This is a genomic window from Stenotrophomonas sp. KH_036_B (assembly GCF_057839485.1).
The window spans coordinates 1,479,777-1,497,784 of sequence record NZ_CM174491.1 but is presented as its reverse complement, the minus strand read 5'-3'; the positions used below and the strand labels follow the sequence as shown (position 1 = coordinate 1,497,784).

General features: G+C 67.3%; 18 protein-coding genes. 13 read left to right on the top strand and 5 right to left on the bottom strand.

From position 1 onward, the window contains the following. Nucleotides 1–149 precede the first annotated feature (149 nt). Genes AC3ITN_RS06850 through AC3ITN_RS06840 form a run of 3 tightly spaced genes read left to right on the top strand, consistent with a single transcriptional unit; the run spans nucleotide 150 to nucleotide 2,439 of the window. Nucleotides 150–473, top strand: coding sequence for a DUF3649 domain-containing protein (locus AC3ITN_RS06850; RefSeq protein ID WP_489392452.1), 324 nt, complete (start codon nucleotides 150–152; stop codon nucleotides 471–473). Beyond that, entirely contained in the window at nucleotides 470–2,110 is a 1,641-nt protein-coding gene (locus AC3ITN_RS06845; protein WP_489392451.1) for a PepSY-associated TM helix domain-containing protein, read from the top strand. Before AC3ITN_RS06850 ends, AC3ITN_RS06845 begins: the two co-directional genes overlap by 4 nt. After that, nucleotides 2,107–2,439, top strand: a complete 333-nt coding sequence (locus AC3ITN_RS06840) for a DUF3325 domain-containing protein (RefSeq protein WP_489392450.1) — start codon at nucleotides 2,107–2,109, stop codon at nucleotides 2,437–2,439. Before AC3ITN_RS06845 ends, AC3ITN_RS06840 begins: the two co-directional genes overlap by 4 nt. Nucleotides 2,440–2,504: 65 nt before the next feature. On the opposite strand, the gene rlmKL is transcribed toward AC3ITN_RS06840, so the two are convergent. Together rlmKL and AC3ITN_RS06830 are read right to left on the bottom strand one after the other, a co-directional pair. Beyond that, the gene (gene rlmKL, locus AC3ITN_RS06835) at nucleotides 2,505–4,649 is read right to left on the bottom strand and encodes a bifunctional 23S rRNA (guanine(2069)-N(7))-methyltransferase RlmK/23S rRNA (guanine(2445)-N(2))-methyltransferase RlmL (RefSeq protein ID WP_489392449.1); all 2,145 of its coding nucleotides are present in this window, start codon (nucleotides 4,647–4,649) and stop codon (nucleotides 2,505–2,507) included. 198 nt (nucleotides 4,650–4,847) lie between these two features. Further along, nucleotides 4,848–5,375 (bottom strand): alpha/beta hydrolase, encoded by a 528-nt coding sequence (locus AC3ITN_RS06830; protein ID WP_489392448.1) that lies wholly within the window; start codon nucleotides 5,373–5,375, stop codon nucleotides 4,848–4,850. Nucleotides 5,376–5,432: 57 nt separating this feature from the next. On the opposite strand from AC3ITN_RS06830, the gene AC3ITN_RS06825 reads away from it, so the two are divergent. Further along, nucleotides 5,433–6,002, top strand: coding sequence for an N-acetylmuramoyl-L-alanine amidase (locus AC3ITN_RS06825; protein ID WP_489392447.1), 570 nt, complete (start codon nucleotides 5,433–5,435; stop codon nucleotides 6,000–6,002). A 98-nt stretch (nucleotides 6,003–6,100) separates the two neighbouring features. On the opposite strand, the gene AC3ITN_RS06820 is transcribed toward AC3ITN_RS06825, so the two are convergent. The 3 genes from AC3ITN_RS06820 to AC3ITN_RS06810 all read right to left on the bottom strand — a co-directional run bounded on the left by AC3ITN_RS06820 (nucleotide 6,101) and on the right by AC3ITN_RS06810 (nucleotide 8,597). Next, on the bottom strand, nucleotides 6,101–7,009 hold the full coding sequence (locus AC3ITN_RS06820; RefSeq protein ID WP_489392446.1) for a sulfurtransferase: 909 nt from the start codon (nucleotides 7,007–7,009) through the stop codon (nucleotides 6,101–6,103). Then, on the bottom strand, nucleotides 7,006–7,809 hold the full coding sequence (locus tag AC3ITN_RS06815) for a CoA pyrophosphatase (RefSeq protein WP_313348336.1): 804 nt from the start codon (nucleotides 7,807–7,809) through the stop codon (nucleotides 7,006–7,008). Before AC3ITN_RS06815 ends, AC3ITN_RS06820 begins: the two co-directional genes overlap by 4 nt. A gap of 86 nt (nucleotides 7,810–7,895) precedes the next feature. Further along, complete coding sequence (locus AC3ITN_RS06810; protein ID WP_489392445.1) at nucleotides 7,896–8,597, bottom strand: FKBP-type peptidyl-prolyl cis-trans isomerase; 702 nt, start codon at nucleotides 8,595–8,597, stop codon at nucleotides 7,896–7,898. A 167-nt stretch (nucleotides 8,598–8,764) separates the two neighbouring features. Between AC3ITN_RS06810 and AC3ITN_RS06805 the strand changes: the two genes are divergently transcribed. The 9 genes from AC3ITN_RS06805 (at nucleotide 8,765) to pstB (ending at nucleotide 18,001) form a co-directional block, all read left to right on the top strand. Then, the gene (locus tag AC3ITN_RS06805) at nucleotides 8,765–9,547 is read left to right on the top strand and encodes an enoyl-CoA hydratase/isomerase family protein (protein ID WP_489392444.1); all 783 of its coding nucleotides are present in this window, start codon (nucleotides 8,765–8,767) and stop codon (nucleotides 9,545–9,547) included. A gap of 3 nt (nucleotides 9,548–9,550) precedes the next feature. After that, nucleotides 9,551–9,913: a hypothetical protein gene (locus tag AC3ITN_RS06800; protein WP_489392443.1), complete on the top strand. Its 363-nt coding sequence runs from the start codon at nucleotides 9,551–9,553 to the stop codon at nucleotides 9,911–9,913. Next, the gene (gene nth / locus AC3ITN_RS06795; protein WP_489392442.1) at nucleotides 9,913–10,587 is read left to right on the top strand and encodes an endonuclease III; all 675 of its coding nucleotides are present in this window, start codon (nucleotides 9,913–9,915) and stop codon (nucleotides 10,585–10,587) included. Before AC3ITN_RS06800 ends, nth begins: the two co-directional genes overlap by 1 nt. A gap of 181 nt (nucleotides 10,588–10,768) precedes the next feature. Further along, nucleotides 10,769–11,980, top strand: a complete 1,212-nt coding sequence (locus AC3ITN_RS06790) for an OprO/OprP family phosphate-selective porin (RefSeq protein ID WP_489392441.1) — start codon at nucleotides 10,769–10,771, stop codon at nucleotides 11,978–11,980. 336 nt (nucleotides 11,981–12,316) lie between these two features. Beyond that, nucleotides 12,317–13,336, top strand: a complete 1,020-nt coding sequence (pstS, locus tag AC3ITN_RS06785) for a phosphate ABC transporter substrate-binding protein PstS (protein WP_489392440.1) — start codon at nucleotides 12,317–12,319, stop codon at nucleotides 13,334–13,336. A 772-nt stretch (nucleotides 13,337–14,108) separates the two neighbouring features. Next, nucleotides 14,109–15,200: a phosphate ABC transporter substrate-binding protein PstS gene (pstS, locus tag AC3ITN_RS06780; protein WP_313348789.1), complete on the top strand. Its 1,092-nt coding sequence runs from the start codon at nucleotides 14,109–14,111 to the stop codon at nucleotides 15,198–15,200. Between the two features lie 107 nt (nucleotides 15,201–15,307). Continuing rightward, nucleotides 15,308–16,276, top strand: coding sequence for a phosphate ABC transporter permease subunit PstC (gene pstC / locus AC3ITN_RS06775; RefSeq protein ID WP_313348790.1), 969 nt, complete (start codon nucleotides 15,308–15,310; stop codon nucleotides 16,274–16,276). Next, nucleotides 16,276–17,151 (top strand): phosphate ABC transporter permease PstA, encoded by an 876-nt coding sequence (gene pstA / locus AC3ITN_RS06770; RefSeq protein WP_313348792.1) that lies wholly within the window; start codon nucleotides 16,276–16,278, stop codon nucleotides 17,149–17,151. The genes pstC and pstA overlap by 1 nt, the downstream gene beginning before the upstream one ends. A gap of 19 nt (nucleotides 17,152–17,170) precedes the next feature. Beyond that, the gene (gene pstB / locus AC3ITN_RS06765) at nucleotides 17,171–18,001 is read left to right on the top strand and encodes a phosphate ABC transporter ATP-binding protein PstB (RefSeq protein ID WP_313348814.1); all 831 of its coding nucleotides are present in this window, start codon (nucleotides 17,171–17,173) and stop codon (nucleotides 17,999–18,001) included. The last annotated feature ends 7 nt before the right edge of the window (nucleotides 18,002–18,008 follow it).

Sequence of the window (18,008 nt, the reverse complement as noted above, 5' to 3'; positions counted from 1 at the left end):
CAGCGCTGCGCGGACACCGGAGGCGCGGGCAACGTTCTCCAGGGAAACCATCGTCACGCGCGGTGGCTGGGCCACGGATGGCCACCTTTTACCCGTGCCCGGCGCTGACCGGGGACGCCCCATTGCAGGACCCGACATTGCAGGATTCCGTGGAACGCACGCCTGACGCCCGCTGGTTGAACCGCCTCGGAAACACGCTCGCCCGTCCCTGGCTGGGCGTCCTGTCGCGCTCGCTGGCCGCCATCGTCGGCGGCTACGCACTGGCCGCGACGTGTTCGATGTTCTTCGCCGTCGCCCTGCCGATCGCACGCGCGCAGGCGGTATTGACCGGCATGCTGGTGGCCATCGTGCTGTGCGCCTGCGCGGCGTTGTGGGCGTTTGCCACCCGCACCGCGCTGCGCGCCTGGGTCGGCATCGCGCTGCCCACCGCCGTGTTCTGGCTGGGCACGCTCATGCTGGGGGCACGCGCATGAAGAACGGATTCCGCCAGTCGATGGCCTGGCTGCACACCTGGACCGGGCTGCTGGTCGGCTGGCTGCTGCTGCTGATCTTCATGGCCGGTACCGCCAGCTACTACCGCGAGGAAATCAGCCGCTGGATGCGTCCGGAGCTGCCGCGGGTGAGCGTGGATGCCAACGTGGCCGCCGCACGCGCGCTTGCGTTCCTGGAGCACAAGGCGCCGCGGGCCGAAAGCTGGAACGTCACCCTGCCCGACCCGCGCAACCCGGCGATGCGCATGTTCTGGCGCAACCCCGAATCCATGGTCAAACCGCCGGTGGACGGCGAAAAGCGCCGCCGCGGCGGTGGCCGGTTCGGCGATGCCACGGTGGACCCGGGCAGCGGTGAGGAAGTGGCCGCGCGCGAAACACGCGGGGGCGATTTCTTCTACCGCCTGCATTTCGACCTGCACTACATCCCGGTGCTGTGGGCGCGCTACCTGGTGGGTTTCTGCGCGATGTTCATGCTGGTGGCGATCATCACCGGTGTGATCACCCACAAGAAAATCTTCAAGGACTTCTTCACCTTCCGCCCGGAGAAAGGCCTGCGCTCCTGGCTGGACTTCCACAACGTCAGCGCGGTGATGGCCCTGCCCTACCACGCCATGATCACCTACACCGGCATCGTCACCCTGATGTTCATGTACCTGCCGTGGGGCGTGAACGTGGCCTACCCCAAGGACGAAGACGCCTTCTTCAGCGAAGCGTTCGCGCGCCTGGCCGACGTGGAGGGCCCGGCCGAGGGCCGCGCCGCGTCGCTGCCGGTGCAGCAGCTGCTGGACAGCGCGCGCGCCGAATGGAAGGGCGCGCAGGTCAGTGGCTTCACCGTGTTCCGCCCGGGCGCGGCCAATGCGGTGATCGACATCTACCAGCGTGACGGCAAGCGGTTGTCGGTCGATACCCCCTCGCTGCGCTACAACGCGGTGAGCGGCGCGCTGATCGAGGCCAGCCCGCTGTCCGGCGGCGCCACCCAGACCCGCGGCGTGATGTATGGCCTGCACCTGGCCCGCTTCGCCGACTGGGGCCTGCGTGCGCTGTTCTTCCTGTCCGGCCTGATCGGCTGCCTGATGGTGGCGAGCGGCGTGGTGCTGTGGGCGGTGAAGGAGCGGCCCAAGCACGCCAAGTCGGGCCGCATCGGGTTCGGGCTGCGACTGGTCGATGCGCTGAACATCGGCGCGGTGGCCGGCCTGCCGATTGCTTTCGCCGCCTACTTCTGGGGCAACCGGCTGCTGCCGTTGCAGCTGGCCGAGCGCGCCGACGCCGAAGCCAACGTGTTCTTCTATGCCTGGGGCGCCGCCCTGCTCGCGGCCTTCGTCTGGCCCAAGCGGCTGATGTGGGCCTGGCAGCTGTACCTGGGCGCCGCGCTGTTTGCGTTGATTCCGGTGCTCAATGCACTCACCACGCATGCGCATCTGGGCGTGACCCTGCGCAACGGCGACTGGGTGCTGGCCAGTGTGGATCTGGTGATGCTGGCCTTCGGTGTGATGCTGGCTTATTGCGGCCTGCGCATGCAGCGCTGGCAGCCGGCGCTGAGTGCGTCGGAGAAGAAGAAGCGTCAGGCCGCCGCGGCGGCGGCCGCCAAGGTCGGCGTGGAAGCGGAGGCCAGCGCATGATGCTGTTGGCGATCACGGTGGGTTTTTCGGCCTTTGCCGCCCTGTCGTTCGCGATGGAGAAGCACCAGTTGGAGCTGCACGGCAAGGCCCATGCGGGTGCAACGCGGATGCGCGTGTGGCGCGCGTTGGGCTGGGCGCTGCTGACGCTCTCGTTCGCGCTGTGCGTCCGGGACCACGGCTGGGCCGCCGGGCCGGTGTTGTGGCTGGGCGCGATGACGATCAGCGGGATGTTGATCGCCTTCGGCCTGTACCCGTGGCGGCCGCGCTGGATCGCGCCGCTGGCGTGCGCGCTGCCGGTGGTGGGCCTGGTGGTGGCTGCGCTGGGGTAGAGCCGGCTGGGTAACGCCTACCCAGTCGGGGATTCCGCATTGGCGCTGGCGCCTCGGACGTCCAATCAGGCGGTAAACCGCCTGATTTCCCACGCACGGTGGATGCGCGGGTTGCGCTCGAAATCGTCGCCGATGGTGTCGGCGGAGATCTCCCTGCACTCGGCAAATTCCTTGATCGCGTCTTCGTCCAGCTTGAAGCGGCGGAAATTGTTGGAGAAGTACAGCACGCCCTCGGGGCTCAACCGCGCCACGGCGGCGCGCAGCAAGCGCACGTGTTCGCGCTGGACGTCGAAGTCCTCGGCGCGGGCCGAGTTGGAGAACGTCGGCGGATCGCAGAAGATCACGTCGAAACGATGCCGCTCGGCCTCCAGCCACGCCAATGCATCGGCCTGGATCAACTGGTGCTGGCTGCCGCCCTTGCCGTTCAGGGCCAGGTTGTCGGCGCACCACTGCAGATAGGTGCCGGACAGGTCCACGCTGGTGGTCGAAGCCGCACCGGCCACCGCCGCCTGCACACTGGCAACACCGGTGTAGCAGAACAGGTTGAGGAAGCGCTTGCCGATCGCTTCCTGCGCCATGTGCCAACGCAGCGGGCGGTGGTCCAGGAACAGGCCGGTGTCGAGATAATCAAACAGGTTCACCCGCAGCAGCGCGTCGTTCTCGCGCACCAGCACGAACTCGCCGCGCTGTTCGAAGCGACCGTACTTGCTGCCGCCCTTGCCCCGCTCGCGCGACTTCAGCGCGACCTGCTCGGCCGGCACCTGGAACACCTCGCGCGCGGCCGACAGCAGCTCGTTGCGACGGCGGCGTACGTCCACGTCGGGAATGGTCGCCGGTGCCGCGTATTCCTGCACGTGCAGGAATGTACGGCGCGCGCCGGCATCCTCTTCGTAGACGTCGATCGCGGCCGCATATTCGGGCAGGTCGGCATCGTACACACGGTAGCAGGTGATGCCTTCGCGGGCGCGCCAGTTCTTGAACTTCTTGATGTTCTTGCGCAGCCGGTTGGCCACCATCTGCGCGCCTTCGCTGAGCTCGCGCGGCTGCCCGGCGTTCTCGCGCTGCGGCACGGCGATCGGGTCGCAGACGATCAGCGCGCACTCGATGGCACCGTTGAACAGCTGGTATTTCTTGGTGGCGCGCAGGCCCGTGGCAAACGCCAGCTCGGCACTGCCACACAGCAGGCTGGCGCGCCACTGCGGCACCGCCCGCTTGAGCGCATCGCCCAGGCGGCGGTACAGCACCGCGTCCGCGGCGAGGCGCTCGTCATAAGGCGGGTTGCACACCACGCAGCCGGTTTCCTGCGGCGGCACCTGCATGTCGGCCACGTCGCGCACGCCAAACCAGATCGCCTCGGACACGCCGGCGGTTTCCGCGTTTTCCTTGGCCGCGCGGATCGCATGCGGATCGATATCGCTGCCGTGGATGACCTGCTTGAGCGCGGCGCGCCCCGCCTGCTCGCGGATGCGGGCGTCGTCCATCAGGCTGTTCCATGCATCCCGGTCGAAACCCAGCCAGCGGCTCGGCGGAATGCTCCCGTGGCGCTGCAGGCCGGGGGCGACGTCGGCGGCCATCAGCGCGCCTTCGATCAGCAGCGTGCCGCTGCCGCACATCGGGTCGAGCAGGCCACCGCCTTCGGCGTGGATCTTGGGCCAGTTGGCCCGCATCAGCACGGCTGCCGCCAGGTTCTCCTTCAGCGGCGCCTCGTTCTGCGCCATGCGCCAGCCGCGCCGGTGCATCGGGCCGCCGCCGAGGTCGATCGAGATCGTCGCGCGGCCCTTGCGCAGCGACAGGTTGATGCGCACGTCGGGGAACTCGGTGTTCACCGACGGCCGCTCCATGCCCTGCGAACGCAGGCTGTCGACCACGCCGTCCTTGACCCGCTGCGCGGCGAAGCGCGCGTGCGTGATCTCGGTCCCGGAGACATGGGCGTCCACCGACAGGGTCAGCTCGGGGCGGATGTGCTGCTCCCAGGCCATCGACGAAACGCCCTGGTACAGCGAGCCCTCGTCGGGGCACTCGAACTCGGCCAGCGGCCACAGCACCCGACTGGCCAGGCGCGACCACAGCACCACCTTCAGTGCCTGCGGCAGCTCGCCCTCGGCGTTCACGCCGGAAATGGTGGCAGTGGCCTTGTCCAGGCCCAATGCCAGCAGTTCATCGGCGAGCAGGTACTCCAGGCCCTTGGCGCAGGAAACAAAGAATTTCACGGGATCGGTATCGCAGGTCAGCAAAAGGGGGGCGTGCCCACGGGCACGGCAGACGGCCCGACCGCGGGGCCGGACCGCGCATTGTACGTGAGGTCGCCGAAAGCGCCGTCGCGGGATGCCCGCGCCCCCGCCGGGGGGACCCGACCGCCTGTGACATGGGCACCCGGCGCCACCATGGCAGTCAGGCAGGGCCTGGCATTACAGCGCCTGCAGGAGCGTCTCGAAGGCCTGCGCGGACGCCGCGACGTGGTTGTTGAGGCGGTGGCCGTCGTCCACCAGCAGCAGCCGGGCCGAACGGGCCTGCGCCCACGCGATGACGTCGGCGGCGGGAATCAGTTCGTCGTGCCAGGCGTGGACCACGCTCGTCGGCACCGGCGCGGCGTCCAGCGCCGGCATGGGCCCCATGCGGGTCGGTGGGACCATCAGGAACAGGCCATGCACCGGCACCTGCAGCGAGGCAATGGCGGAGATGTAGGCGCCCAGGCTGGAGCCGGCCAGGACCACCGGGCCGCGTGCGGCAGCCGCGGCGGCACGTTCGATCAGGCGCTGCAGGCGCGCCCGCACGTCGCCGACGCTGCTGACCTCGCGCTGGGCGTCCAGGTCCGTGTAGTCCGGGCGTTCGTGGCTCCAGCCCAGCCGCTGCGCGACCTCGGCCAGCGCGGTCACCTTGGTGGCGTCCGGGCCGCTTTCAAAGCCGTGGGAGAGGATGCAGTGGCCGCGGCTCATGCACGCACCGCGCGGGAATGGATGTAAGCGTTCATGGCTGAATGCTAGCATCGCCGCATGCCCGACCGTGCCCTTCCCCGCATCGACCTGCAGCCGCTGCATTACGTGGCGAAGCTGGCGGCGCGCGCGCCGGAAGACATCGACCTGGTGGTGATCCACTGCACCGAGCTGCCGGACCTGGCCATGGCACGCAGCTACGGCGAGCGCGTGCTGTACGACAGCGGCAGCGGCAACAGCGGTCATTACTACATCGACCGCGACGGCAGCATCGTCCAGTACGTTCCCGCCGACCGCGTGGCCCACCATGTCAGCGGCTGCAACCCACGCTCGATCGGCATCGAGCTGGTCAACACCGGCCGCTACCCACACTGGCTGGACTCGCGCCACCAGGCGATGGACGAGCCCTACCCCGACGCCCAGATCGCGGCACTGATCGACCTGCTGCAGCATCTGTGTGACACCCTGCCGGGGTTGGAGCGCATCGCCGGCCACGAACAACTGGACACCAGGGAAGAAGTGGCAACCGATGACCCGGAACGCCGCGTCCCACGCAAGCGCGACCCGGGTCCGTTGTTCCCGTGGCCACGGGTGTTGGCGGCAACGCCATTGAAACCACTGGTGCCTTGATCCGGATCCAGAGGGGCCCGTAACAGGTCGTAGTGACACGCCGTGCGTGTCAACCGCGCAACGCGCCGCGCATCACCCGCCGCAATCCCGCGCCTCCATCACGCGCCGGTGGCCACCGGCCGACTTGAATCGCTCACCCACCCGCTCCACGAATCGGCATAGATCCGCGCGCCGTGCAGACCGGCCACTTCCATCGCCAACAGCAGGTGGCAGGCGGTCACGCCCGAGCCGCACATCAGCACCACCTGCTGCGGATCATGCCTGCCGATCAGTGGCAGCAGCGCGGCCAGCAGGTCTGCCGCCGGGCGCAGGCGTCCGTCGGCCACGTTCAATCCGAAGGGTCGGTTGACGGCCCCAGGCACATGCCCGGCCACCGGATCCAACGGCTCGACCTCCCCGCGGAAGCGCTCGCCGGCACGCGCGTCCAGCAGCCAGCCCGGCGCATGCTTCAGGCGCGCGGCGATTTCCTCCACCGACGCGATCTGCGTCGTGTCGAAACGCCGGGGATAGGCCGGCGCCGGCGCCACCTCCGGCACCTCCGTGGTCAACGGCAACCCCGCCGCCTGCCAGGCCGCGACGCCCCCATCGAGCACGGCCACCCGGGTGTGACCGATCAGGCGCAACAGCCACCACGCGCGTGCGGCGGCCATGCTGCCGTCACCGGCGTCATACACCACCACCTGCGTGTCGGGGGCGATGCCCCACTGCCCCAGGCGCGCCGCGAAGGCGTCGCTGTCCGGCAGCGGATGGCGTCCGTGACCGTGCCGGGTCATGTCGGCCAGGTCGCGATTGAGGTCGGCCTGCAGCGCGCCCGGCAGATGGCCCTGCGCGTACGCCCGTGCACCGGGCTGCGGATCACCCAGCGAGAAACGGGCGTCGAGCAGGCGCGGTGCGGCGCTGGCGGTGGCGCGTGCATCCAGCAGGCGCGGCGCCCCCTGTTCGAGCGCGGCGGCAAGCGTGGCCACATCGACGATCGTGGTCCAGCCATCGGGGGGGGCGGTGGTCATTCGAGCTGCTCCAGGCGGCGACGCAGGTTGTAAAGGATGGCGGCGGTGGCGCCCCAGATGCGCTGGCCTGGCCAGCCGTATTCCAGCACGTGGCGGATGCGCCCGCGGTGGTCGATCTCCACCTGGTGCAGGTTGGCCGGGTCCATCAGGTACGCCAAGGGCACCTCGAACACTTCGGCCACTTCGTCCGGCTGCGGCACGGCCACGAAGGCCGGGTCGATCACCGCCACCACCGGCATCACCCGGTAACCGGTAATGGTCACGAACGGGTCCAGGTAGCCGAGGACCTGCACCTGGTCGTGCGCGAGGGCGATTTCTTCGTGGCTCTCGCGAATGGCCGCCGCCACCGCGTCGCGATCATCCGGCTCCTGGCGGCCGCCGGGAAATCCGACCTGGCCGCCGTGCTGGCGCAGCGTATCGGTGCGCCGGGTCAGCAGCACCTGCGCGCCACCGGCACGCGGAATGATCCCGGCCAGCACCGCCGCCTCCACCGGAGGTCCGGGGGGCAGCAGGTCGGCCAGTTCACTGTGGTTCCAGCCATCGCCGGTGGGTGGGGCATCCAGCGGATGCAGTGCGCGCAGCAGGCGTTCGTGCCCGGCCAGCGAACTGCCCAGCGACTGCCGCAGCTGTTCGCGCAGCGGCAGGACCTGCTGCATCACATGATCGTGTTCGTGTCGGGTCATCGTTGACCAGCGGGTGATTTCGTCCACCGTGCGCAGGCAGCCGCTGCACAGACCGGCACGGTCCAGCGCGCAGATTCCAATGCAGGGTGTCGGCACGGCACGCGGGGATTCTTCCAGGGATTGCACACGGCAACAGTAACGCGATCGGAAACAAAAAACGCGCCGATGTTGCCATCGGCGCGTTTGTTTGTTCCAGCACTTTCTTATTTGACGCTGACCAGCTTGATTTCAAACTGCACGGCCACGTTCGGCGGGAACGGGGTGCGCGGGTCGGCACCATACGCCTGTTCCGGCGGCAGGGTGACTTCCCACTTCGAACCGGCCGGCATCTGCAGCAGTACTTCGCGCATGGCCTTCATTTCGACTTCGCTGACCTTGATCGACGGAATCTGCTGCGCCGGGCGGGCTTCGGCCGGACGGGTACCGAACGGGTACGGACCAGCGACTTCCAGCTGCACGGTGCTGGCCTGGGTCGGCTTGGCACCCTTGCCTGCTTCGATGATGCGGTACTGCACACCGCTCGGCAGCGCCTGCACGCCGGCCTTGGCCTTGTTGGCGGTCAGGAACTGGGTGCTCTTGGTCTTGTTTTCGGCGGCAGCCTTTTCGTACTCGGCCTTGGCGGCCTGGGCACGACCCTGCTCACGCTTCTGGAAGGCTTCGACGGCCGGCTTCAACTGGTCGGCGGTGATCGACGGCTGCTTCTTGGCGTAGGCATCCTGCAGGCCCTTGACCACCGAGTTGATGTCCAGCTGCTCGCCGCGTGCGGTGAGCTCGGCCAGGTTGTTGCCGTAGTCGTAACCGAAGTAATAGCTCAGCTTGCCCTTTTCGGACGAAGTGTCCTGGGCGAAGGCATTGCCCGTCAGGGCCAGGGCCGCGACGGCGACCGCGATAGAACGCAACTTCATCAAACGTTTCTCCAGGGGTGGTAACTCAGGACGCGTTGGGCCGCCCTGAGGCGACGGGTTAGGATAGCCGCCGCAACGTTGAACCGCCACTAACGACGCAGGCTATGACCTGTCTTTGTTTCCAGAGTTCAATATCACTTTTTTTTAACGTTTCCGAGGAGCACGCCGTGGCCGACGCCCCCCTTGCCATTATCGACGACGGCGCCATCCGCTGGATAAGCGTCAACCGGCCGGACAAGCTCAATGCCCTCAACCAGGCCACGCTGGAAGCCCTGGATGCCGCCTTTGCCGGTGCGGACGCCGACCCGCAGGTGCGTGTGGTGGTGCTCACCGGCGCCGGCCCGAAGGCCTTCGTGGCCGGCGCCGACATCGCCGAAATGAACGGGCTGACACCGGTTCAGGGTCGCGATTTCTCCCTGCTGGGCCAGGGATTGATGCGCCGCATCGAACGGTTGCGCAAACCGGTCATCGCCAGGATCAACGGATTTGCCCTCGGCGGCGGCCTGGAACTGGCCATGGCCTGCCACCTGCGCGTCGCCGCGGACACCGCCAAGGTGGGCCAGCCCGAGATCAATCTGGGGCTGATTCCCGGCTTCGGCGGCAGCCAGCGGCTGCTGCGCCTGTGCGGCCGCGCGGCCACGCTGGAGCTGTGTCTGCTGGGCACGCCGATCAGCGCGCAGCGCGCACTGCAGCTGGGCATCGTCAACGAGGTGGTGGCCGCCGACCAGCTGGATGCGCGCGTCGGCGAACTGGCCGCGCAGCTGGCCCGCTCGGCCCCGCTCGCGCTGCGCGGCATTCTCGATGCGGTGCATGTCGGCGGCGAATGCGCGCTCGGCGAAGGCCTGGAATACGAGAGCGCGCAGTTCGGCCTGATGTTCGCCACCGAGGACATGCGCGAAGGCACCTCGGCGTTCCTGGCGCGCCGCCCGCCGGTGTTCCAGAACCGCTGAACCATGACGCACACCGACACGCCCCTGCCCGCCCGGCTGCTGTTGCTGGTGCTCGATGACGACCTGGATGGCGCGCTGGCCGCGGGCCTGATGGACTACGTGCCCGGCCCGGCCGATGCATCGCTGTTGCCGGGCCACCCGGAGCTGCCGGCGCGCCTGCTGCAGGCCCAGCAGCAGCTGCAGCGTGCATGGGACGCGCGTGCGCGTTACCGCCAGCGCGCGCAGCGGCTGGCACGACGCGCCGCCGAACGCGACGCCCGGCGTGCCCCACCGGCGCCCACACCCGAATTGAAACCGGCCCTGCCGCCTGCCGCCGCCGCGATCCTCGCGCGCGCCAAGGCCAAGGCCGCAGGAAAGCTTCCGTGATGCCTACCGCCGTAAAAGCCGCCCCGCGCAGCGCGCGCATGCCGAACGCCGACGTCGTGGAAATGTTCACGCGGCTGCGCGAACTCAATCCACATCCGAAAACCGAACTGGACTACACCACGCCGTTTGAACTGCTGGTCGCCGTCGCGCTGTCCGCGCAGGCCACCGACGTGGGCGTGAACAAGGCGACGCGCAAACTGTTCCCGGTCGCCAACACGCCGCAGGCGATCCTGGCCTTGGGCGAAGACGGGCTGAAGCACTACATCGCCACCATCGGGCTGTTCAACGCGAAGGCGAAGAACGTGATTGCCGCGTGCAGGCTGCTGGTGGAGCAGCATGGTGGCGAGGTGCCGCGCGACCGCGCCGCGCTCGAGGCCTTGCCGGGTGTTGGCCGCAAGACCGCCAACGTAGTGCTCAACACCGCCTTCGGCGAACCGGTGATGGCGGTGGACACCCACATCTTCCGGGTCTCCAACCGCACCGGACTGGCCCCGGGCAAGGACGTGCGTGCGGTCGAGGACCTGCTGGTGAAGGTGATTCCGGCCGAGTTCCTGCTGGATGCGCACCACTGGCTGATCCTGCACGGGCGCTACGTGTGCAAGGCGCGAAAACCCGACTGCCCGCAGTGCGTGATCCGCGACCTGTGCCGGTTCAAGCAGAAAACCGCCGCCTGAGCGGGCGGCGCGACTGCCATCTGGGCGCAACCGGGCAGTCATCTGTTTCAGGCATTTTTGGCAACCCCAGCCGCCGCCTGCCCCGGGCCGGGGGACGCTTTGTCCGAAACTGTCATATTTACGCAATCTTCACTTATTAGCCTGCGCAGCATCTTCCCACCTGCCTGCAAGGCTCCTTTCCATGAAACTGCATCGCCAACTCCTCACTGCGGCCGTGGCTGCTGCGCTGTTCGTGCCGGCCGCTCACGCTGAAGTGGCCATCGACGTGATCGGCGGCTCGGAGATCACCTTCGAGGGTCTGGTCCAGGCCGACGGCAACTGGTTCGACAACGATGTGACCGACCTCAACGGTGGCGATGCTGCCAACGGCAAGGACAGCGAGTTCGAACTGCGCCGCGCCGAGCTGGTCCTCAAGGGCAAGGGCCCGGGCAACGTGGAATGGGTGGTCGGCTACGACGCCAAGGCCGACAAGTTCCTGGACACCAACGTCAAGTACAAGCTGGCCGGCAACGCCAACCACTTCGTGCAGCTGGGCCAGTTCAAGCAGCCCAACAGCCTGGAAGAGCTGTCCAGCACCAAGAACAACGACTTCATCTCCAAGGCCGCGGTCACCAACACCTACGCGGTGGCCCGCCGTCTCGGTGGCGCCTACAGCTACGGTGACAACAACTGGTCGGTCACCGCCAGCGCCTTCGGCCGCGAGCTGACCCGCAACCTGGCCCACGGCAGCGGCTACGGCGCGCGTGGCACCTGGGCACCGATCAACGAGAAGGGCCAGGTCCTGCACTTCGGCCTGAGCTACGTCGACTACGACACCGACGCCGACACCCTGCGCGTGCGCGCCCGTCCGAATGCGGACCTGGCCACCGCGCGCCTGGTCGACAGCGGGAACATGGTCGACACCGACCGCCTGACCACGATCGGCGCCGAAGCGATGTACATCGGCGGCCCGTTCAAGGCACAGGGCGAGTACTACACCAGCAAGGCCAAGCGTTACTCGCACGACAACTACGAGAGCGACGGCTTCTATGTCAGCGGCCTGTGGAACATCACCGGCGAGAGCTGGGGCTACAAGAGCGGCGTGCCGACCACCGGTCTGCCGGACGAGCCGGGCCGTGGGATGTGGCAGCTGGGCGCACGCTATGACTCGATGAACCTGGACGACGGCAACCTGCTTGCCAACCCGGTTGCGGGTCGTCCGCCGATCGTGGACGGCGTGCTGGGCGGCAAGATGGATATGTGGACGGTGGGCGTGAACTACTACTGGCGCTCCAACACCAAGTTCGCGCTGAACTACGTGATGGTGGACAGCAAGAAGTACAGCTCGGCGACCCGTACGTTCGTCAACGACGACCCGAACATCCTGGAAGCGCGCCTGCAGTTCTTCTGGTAAGTCGTCAAAAACAGTTGTAATGGGAAGGGCGCAGCTTGGGCTGCGCCCTTTTTTGTTGCATCCGGGTGTACGTGCAGCCACGCAGGGCGTGGCTCTACGCGGTGTGCATCCGGGTGTACGGGCAGCCACGCAGGGCGTGGCTCTACGCGGTGCATCCGGGTGTACGCGTGATCACGCTGGTGCGGTTGCCGTAGAGCCACGCCCTGCGTGGCTGGAACCGCCGGGAACGCGTGTCATCCCGCCGTCATATGACAGTCGCTGCCCTGTCATCGAACCGTTATGCAATGAGCACCGGGCGGGACACCCCGCACTTTCATCCATCCCAGGAGCCACCCCGTGATCCACGCCTTCAAGTCGCGCGCCGCCGTTGCCGTCCTCGCCGCGTCGTCCGTGTTCGCCGCCAATGCCGCCGATGTGACCGGCGCGGGCGCCTCGTTCATCTACCCGGTCATGTCCAAGTGGTCGGCCGACTACAGCACCGCGACCGGCAAGAAGGTCAACTACCAGTCCATCGGTTCCGGTGGTGGCATCGCGCAGATCAAGGCCGCGACCGTTGACTTCGGTTCGTCCGACGCCCCGCTGAAGCCCGAAGAGCTGGCCGCTGCCGGCCTGGCGCAGTTCCCCTCGGTGATCGGCGGCGTGGTGCCGGTGATCAACGTGGCCGGCATCGCCCCGGGCGCGCTCAAGCTGGACGGCCCGACCCTGGGCAACATCTTCCTGGGCAAGATCAAGACCTGGAACGACCCGGCGATCGCCGCGCTGAACCCGGGCGTGAAGCTGCCCGACGGCAAGATCACCGTCGTGCACCGCTCGGACGGTTCGGGCACCACCTTCAACTTCGTCAACTACCTCTCCAAGGTCAACCCGGAGTGGAAGAGCAAGGTCGGCGAAGGCACCTCCGTCCAGTGGCCGGTCGGCATTGGCGGCAAGGGCAATGAAGGCGTTGCCGCGTACGTGAAGCAGATCAAGGGCGGCATCGGCTACGTCGAACTGTCCTATGCCCTGCAGAACAAGATGTCCTACGCCGCGATGAAGAACGCCTCGGGCAAGGTCGTGCTGCCGAGCGACGAGTCCTTCGCCGCCGCTGCCGCCAGCGCCGACTGGGCCAACGCCAAGGACTTCTACCTGGTCATGACCAACGCCCCGGGCGCCGAAGCGTGGCCGATCACCGCCACCAACTTCATCCTGGTCCGCAAGCAGCCCAAGAGCGTGGCCAACGCCAAGGCCACCCAGGAGTTCTTCCGCTGGATCTACAAGAGCGGCGACGCCCAGGCCAAGCAGCTGGACTACGTGCCGCTGCCGGACGCGCTGGTCAAGCAGATCGAGACCTACTGGTCGCAGAATCTGAAATATTGATCGAAGGCGTCACGGCCAGCGGCCGTGACCCACCGGTCGGGAGCAACGGTGCCGTCGGGTCCTCTCTCCCCCTGACGGCACCAGCGGCGCGGATCGAAAGGTCCGCGCTTTTTTTTGTGGACGCCTGGGGCACGGTCTTCGATCAACTTCATCGCGAGCGTTGAGGGCCCCGCCGCGGCCGGCAGGCCCCTATGCAAATGTCCCCCGGCGTCGGCATGCGCCGCCGCCTCCTCCTTTACTTTGCCAGGGACCTACCGCCCGCGACGGGGCTCGGCTTGCGGTTCGCGATGGACAAGCGGATGTCACGGTGCCAACGCCGGTGGGTCGAGTGCCGGGGCGCCTTGCCCTTGTAGGCGAAGTAAAGGAGGAGGGGGCGGCCGCAGGCCGACGCCGGGGGACATTCGCCGGAAAGGGTAAGGCGCCCCGGCGCTCGATTCACCGGCAGCCGCTGTTGAGGGACCTCCGCCGGCAAGGGTATGGCGGCCCCGCGCTCGCCCCACCGGCAACCGCTGTTGAGGCACCTTCGCAGGCAAGGGTATGGCGGCTCCGCGCTCGACCCACCGGCAGCCGCTGTTGAGCGACCTTCACCGGCAAGGGTATGGCGGCCCCCGCACTCGCCCCACCAGCAGCCGGGCCAGGTTGCCCGCCAGGCCTTGTGGTGCGGGCATCTGGTGTGCCCCCGGTCACGACGTCATCAAGCTGTAACAAAAACATCATTTCATAGCAGCGTCAGCCGGCGAGACCGGCACCCTATCCCGCTACGGAGTGACGCATGAAACTGCATACGGCCGGCTTCGCCGCCCTTTCCCTGGCCATCGCGCTGGGTCTGTCCGCCTGCAAGCCGGCCGCTGAAGGCCAGGCCACCGCACCGGCCGCTGGTACTCCGGCCGCCGCGCCGGCTGCCGGCGACAAGCTGACCGCCGAAATCTCCGGCGCCGGCGCGTCCTTCATCTTCCCGCTGGTGTCCAAGTGGTCGGCCGACTACAACACCGCCACCGGCGCCAAGATCAACTACCAGTCGATCGGCTCGGGCGGCGGCATCGCCCAGATCAAGGCAGGCACCGTTGATTTCGGTTCCTCCGACAAGCCGCTGAGCAGCGAAGAGCTGGCCCAGGCCGGCCTTGGCCAGTTCCCGTCCGCCATCGGCGGCGTGGTCCCGGTGGTCAACATCGACGGTCTCGAAGCCGGCAAACTGCGCCTGAGCGGTCCCCTGCTGGCCGATATCTTCCTGGGCAAGGTCAAGACCTGGAACGACCCGGCGATCGTGGCCGCCAACCCGGGCGTGAAGCTGCCCGACGGCAAGATCACCCTGGTCCACCGTTCCGACGGCTCAGGCACCACCTTCAACTTCTCCAACTACCTGTCCAAGGTCAGCCCGGACTGGAAGAGCAAGGTCGGCGAAGGCACCTCGGTGCAGTGGCCTGACGGCGTGGGTGGCAAGGGCAACGAAGGCGTGGCCTCGTACGTGAAGCAGATCAAGGGCTCCATCGGCTACGTCGAACTGGCCTACGCGCTGCAGAATGGCATGCCGTACGCCTCCATGCAGAACGCCGCAGGCAACTGGGTGCAGCCGACCGCCGAGACCTTCGGTGCCGCCGCCGCCAGTGCCGACTGGGCCAGCGCCAAGGACTTCAACCTGGTCATCACCAACGCCCCCGGCGACCAGGCGTGGCCGATCACCGCCACCAACTTCATGCTGATGCACAAGCAGCCCAAGGATGCCCAGCGCAGCAAGGACACCCTGGCGTTCTTCAAGTGGGCCTTCGAAAACGGCCAGGCCCAGGCCAACGAACTGCACTACGTGCCGCTGCCGGCCGAACTGGTCAAGCAGATCGAAGGGTACTGGACCACTGAATTCAAATGATCCAGAGCGGACCTGCGCTGCGCGGGTCCGCTTTTTCGTGCCTTGACAACGTTTTGCCAGGCATGGCCTGGCACTACCTCACCTAATCTTGGGCCCCCGCCTTTCCCATGAATGCCATCGCCCAGCCTGTACCCGCACCGTCCTCGCGCGACCTGCGTGATGCACGCAACGACAAACTGTTCCGATGGGCGCTGATCGCCACCGTGATCCTGGTGCTGGCCGCCCTGGCCTGCGCCGCGCTCTCGATGCTGTGGGGCGGTCGCCATGCCCTGCAGGAACAGGGCCTGAGCTTCTTCTATTCCTCCGACTGGAATCCGGTCGAGAACAAGTTCGGTGCGCTCGCACCGATCTACGGCACGCTGGTCACCGCCCTGATCGCCATGGTGATCGCGGTTCCGGTGAGCTTCGGCATCGCCTTCTTCCTCACCGAAGTGGCCCCGCGCTGGATGCGTGGCCCGGTCGGTACCGCCATCGAACTGCTGGCCGGCATCCCCTCCATCATCTACGGCATGTGGGGCCTGTTCGTGCTGGTGCCGGTGATGACCGAGTATGTCACCCCCGTCCTCAATGAAACCCTGGGCGAGTGGCCGATCATCGGCCCACTGTTCCAAGGCCCGCCGCTCGGCATCGGCGTACTGACCGCCGGCTTCGTGCTGGCCATCATGGTCATCCCCTTCATCTCCTCGGTGATGCGCGAAGTGTTCCTGACCGTGCCCACCCGCCTGAAGGAATCGGCCTACGCGCTGGGCTCCACCAAGTGGGAAGTGAGCTGGGACATCGTGCTGCCCTACACCCGCTCGGCGGTGATCGGCGGCATCTTCCTCGGCCTGGGGCGCGCGCTTGGCGAGACCATGGCCGTGGCCTTCGTGATCGGCAACAGCGTGCGCCTGTCGCCGTCGCTGCTGGAACCGGGCACCACCATCGCCGCGTTGATCGCCAACGACTTCGGTGAAGCCACCGAGACCTACCGTTCGGCACTGCTGCTGCTCGGCTTCGTACTGTTCATCGTGACCTTCGTGGTGCTGGCCATTGCCCGCCTGATGCTGATGCGCTTGTCCCGCAAGGAGGGCAACTGATGTCCACCGCCGCCAATTCCGCCGCGCAGCCGCTGTACCTGCGCCGTCGCATCGTCAACGTCGTCGCCTTGCTGCTGTCGTGCCTGACCGCGCTGTTCGGCCTGTTCTTCCTGGGCTGGATCCTGTACACCCTGGCCTCCAGGGGCCTGGCCGGGATCAATCTCGACCTCTTCACCAAGATGACCCCACCGCCCATGCAGGACGGCGGCCTGGCCAATGCCTTCTTCGGCAGCGCGGTGATGTGCGCGCTGGCGATCGCCATCGGTACGCCCCTGGGCGTGCTGGCCGGCACCTGGCTGGCCGAGTATGGCAACTTCCGCAAGGCCGGCACCGTGGTGCGTTTCGTCAACGACATCCTGCTCTCGGCGCCGTCCATCGTGCTGGGCCTGTTCGTCTACACCCTGTACGTGATGCAGACCGGTGGCCAGTTCTCGGCCTTCGCCGGTGCGCTGTCGCTGGCCTTCATCGTGCTGCCGGTGGTGGTGCGCACCACCGACGAGATGCTGCGCCTGGTGCCCTCGCAGATGCGCGAAGCGGCGCTGTCGCTGGGCGTCCCCCAGTGGAAGGTGACCGTGCAGGTGCTGTACCGCAGTGCGGCCGCCGGCATCGTCACCGGCATCCTGCTGGCGCTGGCGCGCATCTCCGGTGAAACCGCGCCGCTGCTGTTCACCGCCTTCGGCAACCAGTACTGGAACAGCAACGTATTCCAGCCGATGGCGAGCGTGCCGGTGGTGATGAACCAGTTCGCCGGCAGCCCGTATGAATCCTGGCAGACGCTGGCCTGGGCCGGCGCTCTGGTGCTGACCCTGTTCGTGCTCCTGGTCAGCCTCTCCGCGCGCGGCATCCTGCTGCGCAACCGCATCTCCCATGACTGACCTTTCCGCGGACATCGCCATGAACGATCTTTCCAATGCCGTGCCGATGCAGCGCATCGTGGTCCCGGCCTCGCATGAAAACCTGCACAACCCGGCGCCGGTGAAACTGGCTGCACGGGGTCTGGACTTCTACTACGACAAGTTCCACGCGCTGAAGAACATCGCGCTGGAAATCCCGGAAAAGCGCGTCACCGCGCTGATCGGTCCGTCCGGCTGCGGAAAGTCCACCCTGCTGCGCATCTTCAACCGCATCTACGCGCTGTACCCGAAGCTGGAAGCGCGCGGCGAAGTGCTGCTGGACGGTGAGAACATCCTCTCGCCCAAGTACCCGATGAACCGCCTGCGCAGCAAGGTCGGCATGGTGTTCCAGAAGCCGGTGCCGTTCCCGATGACCATCTTCGAGAACGTCGCCTACGGCATCCGACACCACGAGAAGCTGTCCAAGGCGGACATGAACAACCGCGTGGAGCATGCCCTGCGCCAGGGTGCGCTGTGGGACGAGGTGAAGGACAAGCTCAACCAGAGCGCACTGGGCCTCTCCGGTGGCCAGCAGCAGCGTCTGTGCATTGCCCGCGCCGTGGCCCTGCGCCCGGACGTGCTGCTGCTCGACGAGCCGACCTCGGCGCTGGACCCGATCTCCACCAGCCGCATCGAGCAGCTGGTCGAGGAGCTCAAGCACGACTACACCATCGTCATCGTGACCCACAACATGCAGCAGGCCGCACGCGTGTCGGACTACACCGCCTTCATGTACCTGGGCGACCTGATCGAGCACGACCGTACCGAAGTGATCTTCTCGCAGCCCAACAAGCAGCAGACCGAGGATTACATCACCGGGCGGTTTGGTTGAATCCAGC